We start from the raw sequence: 17,643 nt of genomic DNA, 5'->3' as shown, positions 1-17,643 counted from the left end.
GGGAACTGCCAGGCATCAATCAAGAAGAACCCCGTACCGTAAGGTGCGGGGTTTTTTGCTTTGTGCGCCGGAAAATACCGGGTTGCGGCTTCGCCTTATCCGGCCTACAGGTTTTGTAGGCCCGGTAAGCGCAGCGCCACCGGGAAATGCTAACCGCACGATCTTACCGGGAAGAGATACAGGAGTAAAAATAAGGTAAGGTTTTGATAAACGCAGAAAAGCAAAAACCCAGCCATAGGCTGGGTTCTTTAAATAGTGGTGCCCGGACTCGGAATCGAACCAAGGACACGGGGATTTTCAATCCCCTGCTCTACCGACTGAGCTATCCGGGCAACGGAGCGCATTAAACCGCAATCGCGCCTTATCGTCAACATTATTTCAGGAAAAGCTGTTCAACTGCTTAAGTTTGCGGCAATCTGTACGTTTTCACCGTGAAAATGCACAAATCTTCCAGACAATACCGGGCCGTGCGGCAATGCTGATGACAACAGGAGGGCAGTATGGCAAACGACTGGCTTGAGCTCCGTCAGCATGCGGATACCGGCATTGAAACGATTAAAGCGCACTTCGAAGGCCATGCCTTCGATCCCCACTGGCACGATAGTTATCTGGTCGGGATTACCCTTTCAGGCACCCAGCAGTTCCACTGTCGTCGCGAACGCCACCGCAGCCATCCTGGTGATGCGTTCTTACTGGAGCCGGGCGAAATTCACGACGGCGACGCGCCTGTGGAAGGAGGCTTTACCTATCTCACCTTCTATCTTGACGAGCAGTGGCTGACGCGTACCCTCCGTGGATTATATGAAGCCACGCCGGATCGCTACTCGCTTCACTTTGCTCAAACGCTAACGCGAGAACCTCAGCTGGTCCGTTCTATCGGCGAGACGTTTAACGCGTTGCATAGCGATGAGATGAAAATTGTTCAGCAGAGCACAATGGATAAGCTGCTCTCTCAGATCACCTCCCATTGCCACTGGCGTAAGAAACTCCCGTCGCAGCTACAAAGCGCTGCCGTGGCGCACCGCGCACGCGACTATCTTTATGCGCATATCGGCGAGAACGTGGGGTTGTCAGACCTTGCGCGCGAGACGGGCACGGATCGCTTTACGCTGACGCGCTGCTTTAAGCGCGAGTTCAACCTGGCACCTCACGCCTGGCTTATTCAGCTGCGTCTGGCAAAGGCGCGACAGCTGCTGGCGCACGGCGAACAGCCTGTTAATGTGGCTACAGCGCTCGGTTTTGCCGACCAAAGCCATCTGGGACGCTGGTTCCAGCGTGCATACCGCATTTCCCCTGCCCACTACCGCCGGTTGTGCACAAACCTTCCAGACGTTTCCAGAAAATAGCGGCACAGTAATGGCTCTAACAAAAAAGGAGCCATCTGTGAGTCTGATGCCTTATCTGCTGTTTGCCTTTGTCGCGTCGATAACGCCCGGCCCGACGAATATCCTCGTTCTCACTAACAGCCAGTACTTTGGTGTGAAAAATACCATTCCCGCCATTTTGGGGGGATGTATTACGGCGAGTCTGATTGTGCTGATATCGGGTGCCGGCGCCGGGGAGGTGCTGCGTCAGTTTCCTCTGATACGCCAGGCAATGAGTTGGGCGGGCGTGCTGTGGCTAACCTGGATGAGCTGGCAACTGTATCGGGCGCCTGCGGCGAATCTTTCTGAGAAGACGCCTCATCGCTTCACAGCGCAAGCCGCAGCGCTGCTGCAAATGGTGAATCCGAAAACGTGGATGATGGCGCTGGCAGTAGTGAGTCTTTTTGCTCCCGCGAGCATTCATCCGTTAAGAGATATTGCGCTGATGGCGCTATGGTTCTTACTGATTTCTGTGATGTGCCTGATGTGCTGGGCGTGGCTGGGGAAGGCGGTAAACCGGGTGTTTCGCACCACCGTGGCGATGGTGCGGTTTCAGCGCCTGATGGCGCTATGTCTGCTCGTCTCCGCCTGGGCGGGCATGCTGGTCTAGGTTAACGCCCCCCCCATACGACACAGGGCAAAGCGCAGAATGTCTTCCGCCAGGCGGTGCGCCGTATCCACATCGGCCTGGCTACGGTTCACCAGCATGCGGCTCAGACAACCCTCCAGTACGAGCTCCATCTGCTTAGCGACCATTGCCGGGTCATCCACTTCAAGCGTTGTCAGCAGTTCGTGGGTGAAGTCATGCGCCGCACGTTTTTGCTGATCCGCCAGCTGGTGTATTGGATGGCCAGGATCGGGATAAAACGTACAGGCAGCAATAAACAGGCAGCCTGGATAACGATTGTTGCTGACGCACTCTGTCAGGGCGGTGTAGCGCGCTAACAGTTTTTGCTCAGCGGTCAGCTCTTCATTCAACATTAGCTGCCTGCGCCAGATATCCACCTGCTGGCTAAGATAGCGTAGGGCATCATAAAGCAGCGCCTCTTTATCCGGCCAGAAGCGCTTAAGCTCATCCAGAGGGTAATCGATACGGTCGGCTACCATCTCAAGCGTGGTGCTGGCGATCCCTTGAATCTCAAGTAGTTGCAGGGCTTGTCCCAGTACGTCTTCGCGTTGCACGGTTATCTCCTCCGCTATTCCCAACGGTATGTCCCGTCTAAAGTGTTGTTTACGGTTGGCGATTGCGCAAATGCGCGCTGAATGCCGGTGCGTCCATAAACCCGGTTACACGCTGTTCTGGCAGCTCTTCCCCCTGCTCATTGAAGAACAGAATGGTTGGCAGCCCGAGTACGGTAAGGTGTTTAAGCAGGGCCTTATCCTGCGCATTGTTGGCTGTGACGTTTGCCTGAAGGAGTACCGTCTCTTTCAGGGCATTTTGCACCTGAGGATCGCTAAAGGTGTATTTTTCAAACTCTTTGCAGGCAACACACCAGTCGGCATAGAGGTCGAGCATCACCGGTTTGCCTTTTGCCTGCGCCAGCGCGCTGTTGAGCTCATCGACGTTCTTAACGTGTATAAAGTTTAAATGTGCCTGCGTCTGGCCCACAGGCGAGCCGAACGCCCAATCCTGAAGCGGGCGCACGCTCACCAACGCGGCGGCGAGCAGGAGAATTTGCACCAGACGCATCCACGCTTTTTTTGCCCCCAGGCTGACGATAAACGCCCAGGAGAAGAACGCCACGCCAAGCATGGCCCACAGGCGCAAACCCCACGCATCACCCATGATGCGCTCCAGCAGGAACACCGGGAGCGCCAGGATGACAAAGCCGAACGCGGTTTTCACCGTCTCCATCCACGGGCCGCTCTTCGGCAGCAGGCGGTTGCCAAACACCGTCACCAGAATCAGCGGCAGGCCCATCCCCAGCGCGTAAAGATACAGCGTACCCCCGCCGAGCCACATATTACCGCTCTGGGCGATGTACAGCAGGATAGCGCTCAGCGGTGCTGTAGTGCAGGGGGAACAAATCAACCCGGCGATGGCGCCCATTGCGAACACGCCGCCCGCAGAGCCACCCTGCTGGCGATTGCTCATCAGCGTTAAGCGGGTTTGCAGCGAAGAGGGCAGCTGAAGCGTGAACAGGCCAAACATCGACAGCGCAAGCAGAATAAATACGGCTGACAGGCCGATTAGCACATATGGGTGCTGGAGGGCTGCCTGGAACTGCAGTCCGGCCGCGGCGACCACGAGGCCGAGCGCGGTATAGGTGAGCGCCATGCCCTGCACATAAATAAACGCCAGGAGCAGCGCCCGGGCGGTAGAAAGACGCTGTTTGCCGCCCAGAACAATCCCGGAGATAAGCGGGTACATCGGCAGGACACAAGGGGTAAAGGCAATGCCGATACCAATCAGTAAGGCCCAAAGTGCTGAGAACGGCAGATCGGAAGCAGCTTTGGCTTCGCCTTCATCCCTCACCCTGTCCCTCTCGCCTGAGGGGAGAGGGGAGGCAGCCGCTTTAACTTCAGTAAGCGGAACGACCTTCGTTTCAGGAGGGTAGCAGAAGCCCGCGTCGGCACAGCCCTGATACGTAACCGTCAGCGTGGCATCTTTATCCGCCTGATTCACCGTGACGGGCACGCTTAAGCGCTGGCGATAAATTTCACTTTTACCGTAGAACTCGTCCTCATGCCATTCGCCAGCGGGCATCTGCAATGCGCCAACGTTAGCCTTTGCCGGCGTGATGCTGACCTGCTTGCGGTAGAGGTAGTAACCCTCTTTCACCTGCCAGGTCAGATTGAGATCGTGCTGGTTTTGCTGAAAGTCAAAAATGAACGCCTGGTCGGCGGGAATAAAGTTCGAACGGCCGGGCGCGTCAAACAAACCGGCAAATACTGACGTGCTGCACAGCAGCAGGATCAGCGTAAAGAAGCGTTGAGCCATGAGAGATAGTCGTTATCGCCGTGGACCACTGGCAGCACCAGCAGCTCCGGGGTTTGATAAGGATGATGAGACTTGAGGCAGTCAAGGAGCGCCTGCTGATTCGCCAGATTGGTTTTGAGCAACATCTGGACTTCATACTCCTGCTCCAGCTTGCCTTCCCAGTAATAAAGGGAGGTCGCGCCGGGGAGCAGCGTGACGCAGGCAGCCAGTTTTTCGGCCAGCACTTTGGCGGCGAGATCCTGGGCAGAGGCTTCATCAGGGGCGGTACAAAGTACGACAACAGCATCAGGCGTGTTCACAGTCGACCTCCTCATCACGAAAGTCTTCACTATATCACGCCATGCGATTGGTCATTAATGAAACGGGCCGCAGAGCGGCCCGATTTTAACTATTTTTACAACGGCTAACCGTTTACAGCACAATGCCACCGATGATAAAGCCGAGGACGACGCAAAGCGTAATCGCCACCACGCCCGGGATCAGGAACGCGTGGTTAAACACGTACTTACCGATGCGGGTTGAGCCGGTGTCATCCATCTCAACCGCGGCCAACAGGGTTGGGTAGGTTGGTAGCACGAACAGGGCGGAAACGGCCGCAAAAGAGGCAATCGCCGTCAGCGGCGTCACGCCCAGCATCAGTGCCGCAGGCATCAGCGCTTTGGTGGTGGCAGCCTGAGAGTAAAGCAGCGTCGCGGCAAAGAACAGTACCACCGCCAGCAGCCACGGGTAGTTGTGAAGCAGGTCGCCGGCAACGGTCTGGATGTCGCTGATGTGTGCTTTCACGAAGGTGTCACCGAGCCACGCCACGCCCAGTACGCACACGCAGGCGCTCATACCGGATTTGAAGGTGCTGGCGTTCAGCACTTCGCTGGTGTCGATTTTACAGGTGATGCTAATCAGCGTGGCGATGGTCAGCATGAATACCACAATCGCTTCGTTACGCGGCAGCACCGGGTTCTGGATCAGCCCCACGGTGTCGCTGATGGCGGTCGCGTAGAACATCACGGCGACGATACCGATCAGGAACAGTAGCACGGAGCGTTTCGCGTGCGGCTTCAGCTCGAAGACCTGGCTACCGCGCAGGCTCACTTCACCTTTTGCCAGACGCTCCTGGTAAACCGGATCGTCTTTCAGCTCGGCACCCAGGAAGTTACACAGCACGGCGGTAATCATCACCGCAATCAGCGTGACTGGAATACAGATCGCCAGCAGCGTCAGGTAGCTCACGCCCATCGGCTCAAGGATACCCGCGAAGAAGACTACGGCGGCTGAGATTGGCGACGCGGTGATCGCAATCTGCGACGCCACCACGGCAATAGAAAGTGGACGAGACGGGCGAATCCCCTGTTCTTTTGCCACCTCGGTGATCACCGGCAGCGTGGAGAACGCCGTGTGGCCGGTTCCCGCGAGAATGGTCATAAACCAGGTCACCAGCGGGGCAAGGAAGGTGATGTATTTCGGATGGCGGCGCAGCATGCGCTCCGCCAGGCTCACCAGGTAGTCCATACCGCCCGCCACCTGCATGGCCGCAATAGCGGCAATAACCGCCATGATGATTTCGATAACGTCAAAAGGGATTGCGCCGGGTTTAATCTGAAAGATAAGGGTAAGTACGAGCACCCCGAGACCGCCGGCAAAACCAATGCCGATACCCCCGAGCCGCGCGCCCAAATAAATCGCCAACAGGACGATGACGAGTTCTGCTCCAAACATAAAGACCTGCCTTGCTTATTAACAAGTTGATATTGAATTGTTGTATTTAGGTAACGCCTAAAAAGAAAAAAGGCACGTCACAAGTGACGTGCCTTTCGGAAGCCTAGCCTGAACTGTTACTGTTCGCTTTCATCGGTATATCGTTTCGCTTTATATGCCGGATGCATCAGGTTCTGGGCCGAGAAGATATCGTCCAGCTCGGCTTCGGTCAACAGTCCACGCTCCAGCACGACTTCACGCACGCTCTTACCGGTTTCGGCACAAATCTTACCAACGATGTCACCGTTGTGGTGGCCGATGAACGGGTTGAGGTAAGTAACGATCCCGATGGAGTTATAAACATAGCCTTCACAGACTTCTTTATTCGCGGTGATGCCGTTAATGCATTTTTCCAGCAGGTTGTAGCAGGCGTTAGTCAGGATGTGAATGGATTCAAACATCGCCTGGCCAATCACCGGCTCCATCACGTTCAGCTGCAGCTGACCGGCTTCGGAAGCCATGGTCACAGTGGTGTCGTTACCGATGACTTTGAAGCAAACCTGGTTCACCACTTCTGGCACTACCGGGTTAACTTTGGCTGGCATAATGGAAGAACCCGCCTGCAACTCTGGCAGGTTGATTTCGTTCAGGCCAGCGCGCGGGCCGGAGGAGAGCAGGCGCAGGTCATTACAGATTTTGGACAGTTTCACCGCCAGACGTTTCAGGGCGCTGTGTACCATTACGTACGCGCCGCAGTCGGATGTGGCTTCAATCAGGTCTTCCGCAGGCACCACCGGCAGGTTAGACACTTCCGCCAGCTTCTGAACCGCCAGCTGCTGATAGCCATCCGGGGTGTTCAGACGCGTACCGATGGCGGTTGCGCCCAGGTTCACTTCCAGCAGCAGCTCGGACGTGCGCAGCAGGTTTTTGGTCTCTTCGTTCAGCAGCACGTTAAACGCGTGGAATTCCTGACCGAGGGTCATTGGCACCGCGTCCTGCAGCTGGGTACGGCCCATTTTCAGAATGTCCTGGAACTCAACGGCCTTACGCTGGAAGCCATCGCCCAGCTGGTTGATCGCGTCGACCAGTTTGACCACGGAGGCATACACCGCGATACGGAAGCCGGTTGGGTAGGCGTCGTTGGTGGACTGGCATTTGTTAACGTGGTCGTTCGGGTTGAGGTACTGGTATTCACCTTTCTGGTGGCCCATCAGCTCAAGGCCGATGTTTGCCAGTACTTCGTTGGTATTCATGTTGACGGAGGTACCCGCGCCGCCCTGATAGACGTCAACCGGGAACTGGTCCATGCATTTGCCGTTGTTCAGCACTTCATCGCAGGCAGCGATAATCGCATTTGCCGCGCTTTTAGGAATGGTTTGCAGCTCTTTGTTCGCCAGTGCTGCGGCTTTCTTCACCATCACCATGCCACGGACAAACTCAGGGATATCGCTGATTTTGCTGTTGCTGATGTAGAAGTTTTCAATCGCTCTCAGAGTGTGAACACCATAGTAGGCATCCGCTGGAACTTCCCTGGTACCCAACAAGTCTTCTTCGATACGAATGTTGTTTAACATGTGAACCTTCTTTTCAAGCTGCCGATGGATTGTACTAAACACATAACATATATGTGGTTTTGAATATTTTCTGACCGACGATTATTCCCTCAATCGGCCAGATGTTCGAGATCATATGCTGATGATAGCGAATTGCCGTAAGCTGGATCACTTATTATCGACCCGATTCCATGATAATTATTAATCTGTGAAATGTGTCACCGCTTTAATATTTCCGAAAAAAATATCCGTGCAAACCGATTGAATTTTGGCTAACCGTCTCCATCTCTTACAGACGCGTGACGCGAACACATTCAGACAGGGGCCAGATGGCACCTGCCACACAGGAGATGCCAGTGCGCTGGATACCGTTTATTGCTTTCTTTCTCTATGTTTACATTGAGATTTCTATTTTCATTCAGGTAGCTCACGTGCTGGGCGTCCTGCTGACGCTGATTCTGGTGATCTTCACCTCCGTCATCGGCATGTCGCTGGTGCGTAATCAGGGTTTCAAAAATTTCCTGATAATGCAGCAGAAGATGGCCGCAGGCGAAAGCCCGGCAGAAGAGATGATCAAAAGCGTGTCGCTGATTATTGCTGGCCTGCTGCTGATCCTGCCGGGGTTCTTCACCGACTTCCTCGGCCTGCTGTTGCTGTTGCCGCCCGTACAGAAGCACCTGACCATGAAGCTGCTGCCGCACCTGCGCTTCAGCCGCATGCCGGGCGGCGGGTTCAGCACAGGGCCAGGCGATACCTTCGAAGGGGAGTATCAGCGCAAGGATGAACAGCGCGACCGTTTAGACCATAAAGACGATCGATAATTTTTTTGCCCGGTGGCTTCGCTTACCGGGCCTACGGATTTTTCCGCTTCGGTAAAAATGCCCACAGCCCCGCCAGCATGACGATGGCGTACGCACTCTTCCATCCCACCATCGCCAGCAACAGCAGGCACAGCACGCCCCCGACGACCGCCAGTGCTTTATAGCGACCTTTCAGCAGACGACAGCCCGCCAGCATGCACAGCAGGTAGATCATGATGAAAATACCGTTGGCGTAGATAATTAGAGCATCGAGGTTGATGTCGAGAAGATAAATACCCAGCGAGCTCAGGACGCAGCAGCCCAGCACGGCATTCAGCGCATTCATCGGGAGCTGACGTTTAGACAACCGCGCGAGGCGGCTCTCAGGTTTGTAGCGCGCCTGTGACCACACCAGACGGGCGAAGCTCTGGATATAAATGTTGAGGCTGGCAAAGCAGGCGAGATAGCCAATCACACAGGCCACCCATAGCGCCTTCACGCCGAAAAGTTTAACCACGATACCCGGTAGCGATGCGGCGGCGGCTTTATCTTCGCCGAACGCGTTGAAGTGCAGCACCAGCACGGTACAGGCCCAATATACGGTGCCCGCCAGCAGTAAACCAATCATCAGAGCGCGGGGAAAATCACGCTCGGGCTGTTTAAACTCGGATGCCAGGTGAGCGAACGCTTCAAGGCCAACAAAACACCAGAACATGACGGATAACGCAGCGAAAAGCTGTGAATGGTCGATATCGTTTATTGCAGGGAAGGGGATATCTGCTACGGTAATGTTACCCGCAAACCAGATGGCGACGATCAGCACGACGATCAACGCTGCAACCAGCGTTTGCAGATTCGCGCTTGAACTGGCCCCGCGCGAGCCCACCCACCAGACAATCGCCAGCGTACCCAGCTCAGCCAGCAGCAGTTGTTCGTCGTGCCAGCCAAACAGCGCCTGTCCAAAGCCGGTGGCGATATGCAGGGCTGCCGGAAGGCCAACGGGTATTACCGACAAAAACAGCCAGCCGGTTACGCGCTCCATGCGCGGACCAAACGCCATGCCGACAAAATGCGCCACGCCGCCCGCGCTGGGGAAGTGCCGCCCGAGTATGGCAAACACAATCGCCACCGGGAACACCAGCAGGATCAGCACCGGCCATGCCCAAAGACTGTTATTTCCGGCGACCAGCGCCGCCAGTGCCGGTACGGCAAACACGCCGGTACCTAACAAGGAGGTTGAAAGCAGGCCAACGCCCTGCGCCAGCCCCAGCTCCTGTCTGAGTCCACTCATTTACCTTGCCCTGCCACCATCAAAAGAGAGTGGATGGTAACACTTTCGCAAATTTTTTTTCGATTCCCCCTTGAAGGGGTAAAAAGCTATCCCCATCTCTCAGGGCACTAGTCGGAAAACCGCATGCGGGCCGGCGTCATCCATAACTGATAATGACTTTCTCAAAGGAGAGCTATCAATGAGTATTCGTCCGTTACATGATCGTGTGATCGTCAAACGTAAAGAAGTTGAAACCAAGTCTGCTGGCGGCATCGTTCTGACCGGTTCTGCAGCAGCCAAATCAACGCGTGGCGAAATCATCGCTGTCGGTAAGGGCCGCATCCTGGAAAACGGAACTGTGCAGCCGCTGGACGTTAAAGTTGGTGACATCGTAATTTTCAACGATGGCTACGGCGTGAAATCCGAGAAGATCGACAATGAAGAAGTGTTGATCATGTCCGAGAGCGACATTCTGGCAATTGTTGAAGCGTAATTTACGCACGAGAATTTGAGGAAATAAGAACATGGCAGCTAAAGACGTAAAATTCGGTAACGACGCTCGTGTAAAAATGCTCCGCGGCGTAAACGTACTGGCAGATGCAGTTAAAGTGACCCTGGGCCCGAAAGGCCGTAACGTAGTGCTGGATAAATCCTTCGGCGCGCCAACCATCACCAAAGATGGTGTTTCCGTTGCACGTGAAATCGAGCTGGAAGACAAGTTCGAAAACATGGGCGCGCAGATGGTGAAAGAAGTTGCCTCTAAAGCGAACGACGCTGCAGGCGACGGTACCACCACCGCGACCGTACTGGCGCAGGCTATCATCACTGAAGGCCTGAAAGCCGTTGCTGCGGGCATGAACCCAATGGATCTGAAACGTGGTATCGACAAAGCTGTCGCATCCGCTGTTGAAGAACTGAAAGCGCTGTCCGTACCGTGCTCTGACTCTAAAGCCATTGCTCAGGTTGGTACTATCTCCGCTAACTCCGACGAAACCGTAGGTAAACTGATCGCTGAAGCGATGGATAAAGTCGGTAAAGAAGGCGTGATCACCGTTGAAGACGGTACCGGTCTGGAAGACGAACTGGACGTGGTTGAAGGTATGCAGTTCGACCGCGGTTACCTGTCCCCATACTTCATCAACAAGCCAGAAACTGGCGCTGTTGAGCTGGAAAGCCCGTTCATCCTGCTGGCTGACAAGAAAATCTCCAACATCCGCGAAATGCTGCCAGTGCTGGAAGCCGTTGCGAAAGCAGGCAAGCCGCTGGTTATCATCGCTGAAGATGTTGAAGGCGAAGCGCTGGCGACCCTGGTGGTTAACACCATGCGCGGCATCGTGAAAGTGGCTGCGGTTAAAGCACCTGGCTTCGGCGATCGCCGTAAAGCAATGCTGCAGGATATCGCTACCCTGACCGGTGGTACCGTGATCTCCGAAGAGATCGGTATGGAGCTGGAAAAAGCGACCCTGGAAGACCTGGGCCAGGCGAAACGCGTTGTGATCAACAAAGACACCACCACCATCATCGACGGTGTGGGTGAAGAAGCCGCTATTCAGGGCCGTGTTGGTCAGATCCGTAAGCAGATCGAAGAAGCCACTTCTGATTACGACCGTGAAAAACTGCAGGAGCGCGTAGCGAAACTGGCTGGCGGCGTTGCGGTAATCAAAGTTGGTGCGGCGACCGAAGTTGAAATGAAAGAGAAGAAAGCACGCGTTGACGATGCCCTGCACGCGACCCGTGCTGCGGTAGAAGAAGGCGTAGTTGCTGGTGGTGGTGTCGCGCTGGTACGTGTAGCCGCTAAGCTGGCTGGCCTGACCGCTCAGAACGAAGACCAGAACGTGGGTATCAAAGTTGCGCTGCGCGCAATGGAAGCTCCTCTGCGTCAGATCGTGTCCAACGCCGGTGAAGAGCCGTCTGTGGTTGCGAACAACGTGAAAGCGGGTGAAGGTAACTACGGTTACAACGCGGCAACTGAAGAATACGGCAACATGATCGACTTCGGTATCCTGGACCCAACTAAAGTGACCCGTTCTGCTCTGCAGTACGCGGCATCTGTAGCTGGCCTGATGATCACGACCGAGTGCATGGTAACCGACCTGCCAAAAGGCGACGCGCCTGACTTAGGTGCTGCTGGTATGGGCGGCATGGGTGGAATGGGCGGCATGATGTAATCATGTTGTTCTGAACCTCTCAGAACGAACCCCGGGCAGAAATGTCCGGGGTTTTTTATTGCCGCTACTCAAATGTTCCCTTTACGCATGCTGCGCCTTCGCGCACCATCTGGCGGCCTTTCGCCCAGACCTCGCGGATCTTCAGGTCATCCGTCAGCACCAGGAAATCGGCATCGCATCCGGGCGCGAGCCGCCCCTTATGCTCCAGCCCGAGAAACTCCGCTACGTTACGCGTAAACGGCAGAAGCGCCTCCTCCAGCGGCAGGTGATACCGGCTGACCAGTTGCTGCAGCGTCTGAGGCAGAGATTCGAACCCGGCTACACCAATGCCCACCAGATTACCGTTCGCGTCAAAATTCGGTTGGCTGCCGTTACCATCCGAGCTGAGCGTAAGCCGGTTAAACGGCACCTGCGCTTCACGGGCCGTCGCGATGGCGGTGGCGGCATCAATGGGCTCACTGATGCTGGTGGTGATGTCGATATAGCCCCCATCGCGGGCATAATCCAGCGCGGCGAGGAACAGCGCCTGGTCGCGGTTAACGTGGGTTGGCAGCAGCTTCGTGCGGGGCACGTCGGCGTTTTTCAGGATGTTAAGCAGCGGCTCCAGCAGCTTCGGGCTGTTGCCGAGGTGAAACACGGATATGCCCGCTTTAGCGCCCAGCAGCCCGCCGACGCGCGACTGGGCGGCCATATTCGCGAGCTGGTCATCTGCTGGTGCGGAAGAGCGATGGTCGGAAATCGCGCATTTCACGCCGATGATTTTATCAATCAGCGCCACATCCTTTTCGATGCTGCCGGTAATCGTCGGAGAAGGCAGCCCATACGCGCCTGTCAGCATCCACGCGCTGATCCCTTCATGCTCAAGCGCCCGCGTTTTTGCCAGCAGAGATTCGGGGTGGCGGGTCACGCCGTCGGTACCCAGCAGGCCAACAACGGAGGTGATGCCCGCCGCCACCAGCGCGGACAACCGTACCTCCGGCGTCCGGGTGTGCGGACCGGCTTCACCGCCGCCGCCGATCAGGTGTACGTGCTGATCGATAAAGCCCGGGCAAACCACCGCCCCGGCGAGATCGGTTTCAGGACAGCTAAGCTGCATTGCTGCGCGATCCGTTTTTTCAATCGCGATGATTTTTCCCCCGGCGATGAGCAGATCGCAACGTCCCTGATCCTCCGGCGCGTAAAGGTGCACATTGCGGAAAAGATGGGGTTCCAGCACTGAAAAATCCATTTTTATCTCCTCAGAAGAGTAGCTGCATTACCCACATTGAGAGCAGGGCGTTAATAACGCAGACGGTAATGATGTGTGGATAATACTTCGGGTTAACGCCTGCGGTGCCCAGGCAGCGGCCGGTGTTTTGCACCGGATTGCCCATCAGATAGATGGCGGGCAGCAGAACGGTGGCATCGTGGCCGTTGAGCGTGCCGGCAGCCACCAGGCTGGCGCAAACCCCCACGCCGCCGCCCATACTCATCACCGAGGCCAGCAGGACCGTTGCCGCCGCGCCCGGAAGCCCCCACAGGGCCATAATTGGCTCGCAAATATTGCCAACAATATCCAGCAGGCCGGTCACCTTGAGCGCCTGAATGATGACAAACGCCATAACCACGTTCGGCAGCAGGCTGGTGGTGGCGATGGTAAAGCCTCGGCGGGCGCCATCGATAAACATGTCCATGATATTTTTACGCGGCTGGGCGATCATTTTTTTCCTCCTGAATACGACGATCTTCCATGTGAGCGATCCACAGACGCAGGAGGTTCGCGCCAACAAATTTAAACATCAGTATGACGGCCAGCGGCGTGATTACCGGGACGGTAATAAACGTGAAGAGTGCGGCGCCGGAAGAAAAATAGTTGGTAATGATGGCGCTACCGCTGGTCTGGAAGGTGGCGAAAATGGCGCGCTCGCGATCGGTAATAGCCCCTTCGTCGGTCAACTCTTTGGTCATCCCTGCTGCGGCATCGGTATTTTGCAGGTTGGCGATGAGGGCCAGAGAGCAGACGCCCGGTACGCCAAGCAGTGGGCGCAAAATGGGCGTCATCAGCTGTTGCGCGGCACGCAGCCCGCCCAGCCCCTCGGTGACGGCAATGATCCCGAGCGATAAAATGACCGAAGGCGCCAGTTCAAGGGCAAATAAGAAACCGTCTTTCGCCCCCGTGCCGCCCTCACCGCGAAACGTTAGCGCGCCGTTCACCGGACCGAAGCTGCCGTTTAGGACGGTAAAATCCAGCACGCGCCACCATTCGGTACTTTTGGCGAAAAAGCCTGAGAAAAATACGATGGTGAGCACAAACGCCAGATAGCCCACCCATGTTACCTTTTCCTCTCCTGAGGATGATGCACTCATGAAACCCCCTGTTTTAATCGCGTACAAAAGTTGTACGTCGCAACACTAAAAACGATCGAGGGCTAAAACACGATATCCCAAAGGGCATTATCAGAATTCATTTAAGATGTCGGAGGAGTGATGTACGGAATCCGGCTCGCAGAAATGCGCGGGGATTTTTCTTTTAGTCATCTTTTAGGTATAAGATTTACACACGGACAATTACTGTCCAGCTTATTGAAAACGAGGAATAACATGCGCGTAAAAGTCTGTGCAGGGATCGTAGGAGCAGCGTTGCTGCTGGCGGGTTGTAGCTCCAGCAATGAACTGTCGGCAGCGGGCCAGGGCGTTCGCTTTGTGGAAGATAAGCCAGGCAGCGAATGCCAGCTGTTAGGCACGGCCACCGGTGAACAAAGTAACTGGATGTCGGGTCAGCACGGTGAAGAAGGCGGCTCTATGCGCGGCGCGGCGAATGCCTTGCGTAACCAGGCTGCTGCAATGGGGGGGAACGTGATTTACGGCGTGAGCAGCCCGACGCAAGGAATGCTTTCCAGCTTCGTGCCAACGGCCAGCCAGATGAGCGGCCAGGTCTATAAGTGCCCGAACTGAGTTTACTTGCTGATGGCGCTGCGCCCCACCTCGTAGGGCAGGTAAGCGTAGCGCCACCTGCCTTTTAGCGCTGCCGCAGTTGCAAATCCAGCGGCGTCTTACTCGGCTCTCCGCCAATCTCGCGTGCCAGCTTCGGCACCATATAACCTGAAACCAGCGTTAACAGCTCGCGCATAATCTGTCGGGCTTCCTCATCCGTCACCATGAAATGCGCCGCGCCCTGCACGCGATCCAGCACATGCAGGTAATAGGGCATAACGCCTGCGTCAAACAAGGCATTGCTGAGATCGGCCAGCACCCGGGCGCTGTCGTTCACGCCGCGCAACAATACGCTCTGGTTGAGCAGCGTCACGCCCGCCTTACGCAGACGCGCCATCGCCGCGCGAAATTCATCGTCGATTTCATTCGCGTGGTTGATATGGTTTACCAGCAGCACCTGTAGACGTGACTGCTCCAGGCGCGTGACCAGGGCGTCGGTAATACGCGCCGGGATGACGATCGGTAAACGGCTGTGAATGCGCAGACGTTTGATGTGCGGGATGGCTTCAAGCTGCGTCAAAAGCCAGTCCAGTTCATGATCTTTTGCCATCAGCGGGTCACCGCCGGAAAAAATAATCTCATCCAGCTCTGGATGGGCGGCGATATAGTCCAGCGCAACCTGCCAGTTGCGCTTATTTCCCTGGTTTTCGGCATACGGGAAGTGCCGACGGAAGCAGTAACGACAATTTACCGCACAGCCGCCTTTTACCAGCAGCAGGGCGCGATTGAGATATTTGTGCAGTAAACCCGGCACCACGCTGTTTTGCTCTTCCAGCGGATCGGTGCTGTAGCCCGGCGCTGTAATAAACTCATCCTGCGACGTAAGGGTTTGTTTTAATAAAGGATCGTCAGGGTTGCCTTTTTCCATGCGCGCAACAAACGCGCGGGGAACGCGCAGGGCGAAAAGTCGCTTTGCCTCACGGCCAGCAAGCAACTCCGGATGCTGATCGAGGTCTAAAAGACGCAGCAATTCATCAGGACTGGTGATTACATCGGCAAGTTGCGATAACCAATCTTCTCTGGATGGGGTGTTTAGGGTTACAATATGCGCCATTTTGTGGCTTAGCTACCAGTTAACAAATTTAGAGGGCCTTATGGCAACGTACTATAGCAACGATTTTCGTGCTGGTCTTAAAATCATGATGGACGGCGAACCGTACGCGGTTGAAGCCAGCGAATTCGTTAAACCAGGTAAAGGCCAGGCATTCGCACGCGTTAAGCTGCGCCGCCTGCTGACCGGCACCCGTGTTGAGAAAACCTTCAAATCTACTGACTCCGCTGAAGGCGCTGATGTTGTCGATATGAACCTGACTTACCTGTACAACGACGGTGAGTTCTGGCACTTCATGAACAACGAAACCTTCGAGCAGCTGTCTGCTGACGCGAAAGCGATTGGCGATAACGCGAAGTGGCTGCTGGATCAGGCTGAGTGCATCGTGACCCTGTGGAACGGCCAGCCTATCGCCGTTACCCCACCAAACTTTGTTGAGCTGGAAATCGTTGAAACCGATCCAGGTCTGAAAGGTGACACCGCGGGTACTGGCGGCAAGCCAGCAACGCTCTCCACCGGCGCTGTGGTGAAAGTACCGCTGTTCGTACAGATCGGTGAAGTGATCAAAGTGGATACTCGCTCCGGCGAATACGTATCTCGCGTGAAGTAATTTACGTCATGATTCGAGGCGCAGCGCCCGCTGCGCCTGATTTTTGCAGGCAGGGATGATGAAACGTACCGTTAAAATTCTGCTTCTGTTAGCGCTCTCCAGCGTACTGCTTTCCGGCTGTAACACCGCCCGTGGCATGGGGGAAGATATCCAGGACCTCGGTCATATCATTTCTCACGCCGCCAGCTAAGTCCGTCTAATTTTCCTAAAATTGCTTCCTTTTCCGTCAATCGGCGGGATCTTGTCTATTCTTAAGTTGCTATACACAAAACAACTTTGGCTATAAAAGGAAGATATTATGGTTAAGAAAACAATTGCAGCGATCTTTTCTGTCCTCGTGCTTTCCTCCGTGTTGACTGCATGTAATACCACCCGCGGCGTAGGGGAAGATATCTCCGACGGTGGTAACGCGATTTCTGGTGCAGCAACTAAAGCTCAGAACTAATGAAGCATGGACGGTACGGCACGTGAGTTTCACCGTACCGTCAATTCTCTGCTTCCTGCAGGGATAAAAACGGTGAAAAGCGTGTATCCATATGCAGCTTCATGCGGATATTTCGTTTATAGGTATAAACCGTTTTTCCGTTAATGCTCAGGTGAGCGGCTATCTTTTGGTTGCTCGCGCCGTCCATCCATAACGTCAACACTTTCTCCTCCTGTCGTGTCAGCAAGGGGGCGGCCACCGTCGGGCGGTACGTGCTTGCGCGCGAAATTAACGCGTCATTGATAACCGTCGCGATTTCCTCAAGAGGGGCATTTTTCATTAGCGAAGACCAGACCGGGAAGTTCCCGAGCCAGGTCGCCAGGTCCTTGTCCTCTCCCGATTGCAGCATAATAAAAGGTAATTTTTCGCTGGCATTCAGCAAAGAAGAGAGTTGCTGGAAATGGTGAATATCCTGCCTGAAACCATGCAGGTCAGCGATGACCAGCTCAGGTTTCCATTGCAGAATGTGCTCCCTGGCGAGGAATAGATTGTTCAGCCCGGTCACAACGTAGTGCCCCGGGAACAAACCGGAATGATTGAGCCATGCTTCAAACCCGGTGCGGGTGAAGTGACAACGGTCAATCAAAAGAATCTTGAACATATTTTATTCGCAGTCGGCTAGTGGTTTGGCTTCCTGCCATCAGAAAGCACATCATCATAGAGAAGTCCGATGAGCTATAAATGCCTGAACTCCGCGCCATACTGCGGCTATTTCTGGGCTTAACGCGTTCATCAGA

20 protein-coding genes and 1 tRNA gene are annotated in these 17,643 nt (G+C 55.2%); 9 read left to right on the top strand and 12 right to left on the bottom strand.

The genetic code is table 11. The features are described 5' to 3' along the window. Window positions 1–256: 256 nt before the first annotated feature. A tRNA-Phe gene (locus IM284_RS15905) sits at window positions 257–332 on the bottom strand. Window positions 333–500: 168 nt separating this feature from the next. Between IM284_RS15905 and IM284_RS15900 the strand changes: the two genes are divergently transcribed. Both IM284_RS15900 and IM284_RS15895 read left to right on the top strand, forming a co-directional pair. Beyond that, window positions 501–1,346, top strand: coding sequence for an AraC family transcriptional regulator (locus IM284_RS15900; RefSeq protein ID WP_041911503.1), 846 nt, complete (start codon window positions 501–503; stop codon window positions 1,344–1,346). 37 nt (window positions 1,347–1,383) lie between these two features. Next, complete coding sequence (locus IM284_RS15895; protein WP_028015224.1) at window positions 1,384–1,974, top strand: LysE family translocator; 591 nt, start codon at window positions 1,384–1,386, stop codon at window positions 1,972–1,974. Here the strand turns inward: IM284_RS15895 and IM284_RS15890 are convergent. The 5 genes from IM284_RS15890 to aspA all read right to left on the bottom strand — a co-directional run bounded on the left by IM284_RS15890 (window position 1,971) and on the right by aspA (window position 7,571). Further along, a complete protein-coding gene (locus IM284_RS15890) occupies window positions 1,971–2,546 on the bottom strand; it encodes a transcriptional regulator (protein WP_047366960.1) in 576 nt (191 codons plus the stop codon). The two genes, IM284_RS15895 and IM284_RS15890, sit on opposite strands and share 4 nt — an antisense overlap. A 49-nt stretch (window positions 2,547–2,595) precedes the next feature. Further along, window positions 2,596–4,305, bottom strand: coding sequence for a protein-disulfide reductase DsbD (locus tag IM284_RS15885; RefSeq protein ID WP_047366961.1), 1,710 nt, complete (start codon window positions 4,303–4,305; stop codon window positions 2,596–2,598). After that, window positions 4,281–4,604: a divalent cation tolerance protein CutA gene (gene cutA, locus IM284_RS15880; RefSeq protein ID WP_014168278.1), complete on the bottom strand. Its 324-nt coding sequence runs from the start codon at window positions 4,602–4,604 to the stop codon at window positions 4,281–4,283. The genes IM284_RS15885 and cutA overlap by 25 nt, the downstream gene beginning before the upstream one ends. 112 nt (window positions 4,605–4,716) lie before the next feature. Next, a complete protein-coding gene (locus IM284_RS15875; RefSeq protein ID WP_008502949.1) occupies window positions 4,717–6,018 on the bottom strand; it encodes an anaerobic C4-dicarboxylate transporter in 1,302 nt (433 codons plus the stop codon). Window positions 6,019–6,134: 116 nt separating this feature from the next. Further along, window positions 6,135–7,571, bottom strand: coding sequence for an aspartate ammonia-lyase (gene aspA, locus IM284_RS15870; RefSeq protein ID WP_003855923.1), 1,437 nt, complete (start codon window positions 7,569–7,571; stop codon window positions 6,135–6,137). A gap of 335 nt (window positions 7,572–7,906) precedes the next feature. Between aspA and IM284_RS15865 the strand changes: the two genes are divergently transcribed. After that, window positions 7,907–8,371 carry an FxsA family protein gene (locus tag IM284_RS15865; RefSeq protein WP_028015228.1) on the top strand — a complete coding sequence of 155 codons (465 nt, stop codon included), beginning with the start codon at window positions 7,907–7,909 and terminating at the stop codon, window positions 8,369–8,371. 31 nt (window positions 8,372–8,402) lie between these two features. Here IM284_RS15865 and yjeH read toward each other — a convergent pair whose 3' ends face one another. Next, window positions 8,403–9,641, bottom strand: coding sequence for an L-methionine/branched-chain amino acid transporter (yjeH, locus tag IM284_RS15860; protein WP_047366962.1), 1,239 nt, complete (start codon window positions 9,639–9,641; stop codon window positions 8,403–8,405). Between the two features lie 178 nt (window positions 9,642–9,819). On the opposite strand from yjeH, the gene IM284_RS15855 reads away from it, so the two are divergent. Further along, a complete protein-coding gene (locus IM284_RS15855) occupies window positions 9,820–10,113 on the top strand; it encodes a co-chaperone GroES (RefSeq protein ID WP_003855929.1) in 294 nt (97 codons plus the stop codon). A 31-nt stretch (window positions 10,114–10,144) separates the two neighbouring features. Continuing rightward, complete coding sequence (gene groL / locus IM284_RS15850; protein ID WP_023310114.1) at window positions 10,145–11,788, top strand: chaperonin GroEL; 1,644 nt, start codon at window positions 10,145–10,147, stop codon at window positions 11,786–11,788. Window positions 11,789–11,852: 64 nt separating this feature from the next. On the opposite strand, the gene iadA is transcribed toward groL, so the two are convergent. The 3 genes from iadA to IM284_RS15835 are packed head-to-tail and all read right to left on the bottom strand — an operon-like array spanning window position 11,853 to window position 14,134. After that, complete coding sequence (gene iadA / locus IM284_RS15845; RefSeq protein ID WP_047366963.1) at window positions 11,853–13,016, bottom strand: beta-aspartyl-peptidase; 1,164 nt, start codon at window positions 13,014–13,016, stop codon at window positions 11,853–11,855. A gap of 10 nt (window positions 13,017–13,026) precedes the next feature. Beyond that, window positions 13,027–13,488: a YjiG family protein gene (locus IM284_RS15840; protein WP_028015231.1), complete on the bottom strand. Its 462-nt coding sequence runs from the start codon at window positions 13,486–13,488 to the stop codon at window positions 13,027–13,029. Next, the gene (locus IM284_RS15835; RefSeq protein ID WP_045261285.1) at window positions 13,469–14,134 is read right to left on the bottom strand and encodes a nucleoside recognition domain-containing protein; all 666 of its coding nucleotides are present in this window, start codon (window positions 14,132–14,134) and stop codon (window positions 13,469–13,471) included. The genes IM284_RS15840 and IM284_RS15835 overlap by 20 nt, the downstream gene beginning before the upstream one ends. Before the next feature lie 234 nt (window positions 14,135–14,368). On the opposite strand from IM284_RS15835, the gene IM284_RS15830 reads away from it, so the two are divergent. Then, the gene (locus IM284_RS15830) at window positions 14,369–14,722 is read left to right on the top strand and encodes a DUF4156 domain-containing protein (RefSeq protein WP_014882205.1); all 354 of its coding nucleotides are present in this window, start codon (window positions 14,369–14,371) and stop codon (window positions 14,720–14,722) included. 64 nt (window positions 14,723–14,786) lie between these two features. Here the strand turns inward: IM284_RS15830 and epmB are convergent, their stop codons facing one another. After that, window positions 14,787–15,815 (bottom strand): EF-P beta-lysylation protein EpmB, encoded by a 1,029-nt coding sequence (gene epmB, locus IM284_RS15825; RefSeq protein ID WP_028015233.1) that lies wholly within the window; start codon window positions 15,813–15,815, stop codon window positions 14,787–14,789. A gap of 40 nt (window positions 15,816–15,855) precedes the next feature. Between epmB and efp the strand changes: the two genes are divergently transcribed. The 3 genes from efp to ecnB all read left to right on the top strand — a co-directional run bounded on the left by efp (window position 15,856) and on the right by ecnB (window position 16,867). Next, window positions 15,856–16,422: an elongation factor P gene (gene efp, locus IM284_RS15820; protein ID WP_003855940.1), complete on the top strand. Its 567-nt coding sequence runs from the start codon at window positions 15,856–15,858 to the stop codon at window positions 16,420–16,422. 58 nt (window positions 16,423–16,480) lie between these two features. Further along, window positions 16,481–16,612: an entericidin A/B family lipoprotein gene (locus tag IM284_RS15815; RefSeq protein WP_028015234.1), complete on the top strand. Its 132-nt coding sequence runs from the start codon at window positions 16,481–16,483 to the stop codon at window positions 16,610–16,612. 108 nt (window positions 16,613–16,720) lie between these two features. Then, window positions 16,721–16,867: a lipoprotein toxin entericidin B gene (gene ecnB, locus IM284_RS15810; protein WP_003855942.1), complete on the top strand. Its 147-nt coding sequence runs from the start codon at window positions 16,721–16,723 to the stop codon at window positions 16,865–16,867. Between the two features lie 40 nt (window positions 16,868–16,907). On the opposite strand, the gene IM284_RS15805 is transcribed toward ecnB, so the two are convergent. Continuing rightward, complete coding sequence (locus tag IM284_RS15805) at window positions 16,908–17,507, bottom strand: LuxR C-terminal-related transcriptional regulator (protein WP_041911497.1); 600 nt, start codon at window positions 17,505–17,507, stop codon at window positions 16,908–16,910. Between the last annotated feature and the right edge of the window lie 136 nt (window positions 17,508–17,643).

It is taken from the genome of Enterobacter cloacae complex sp. P12RS (assembly GCF_014895875.1).
Lineage (GTDB): Bacteria > Pseudomonadota > Gammaproteobacteria > Enterobacterales > Enterobacteriaceae > Enterobacter > Enterobacter bugandensis.
This window is presented reverse-complemented; position numbering and strand designations above follow the sequence as displayed.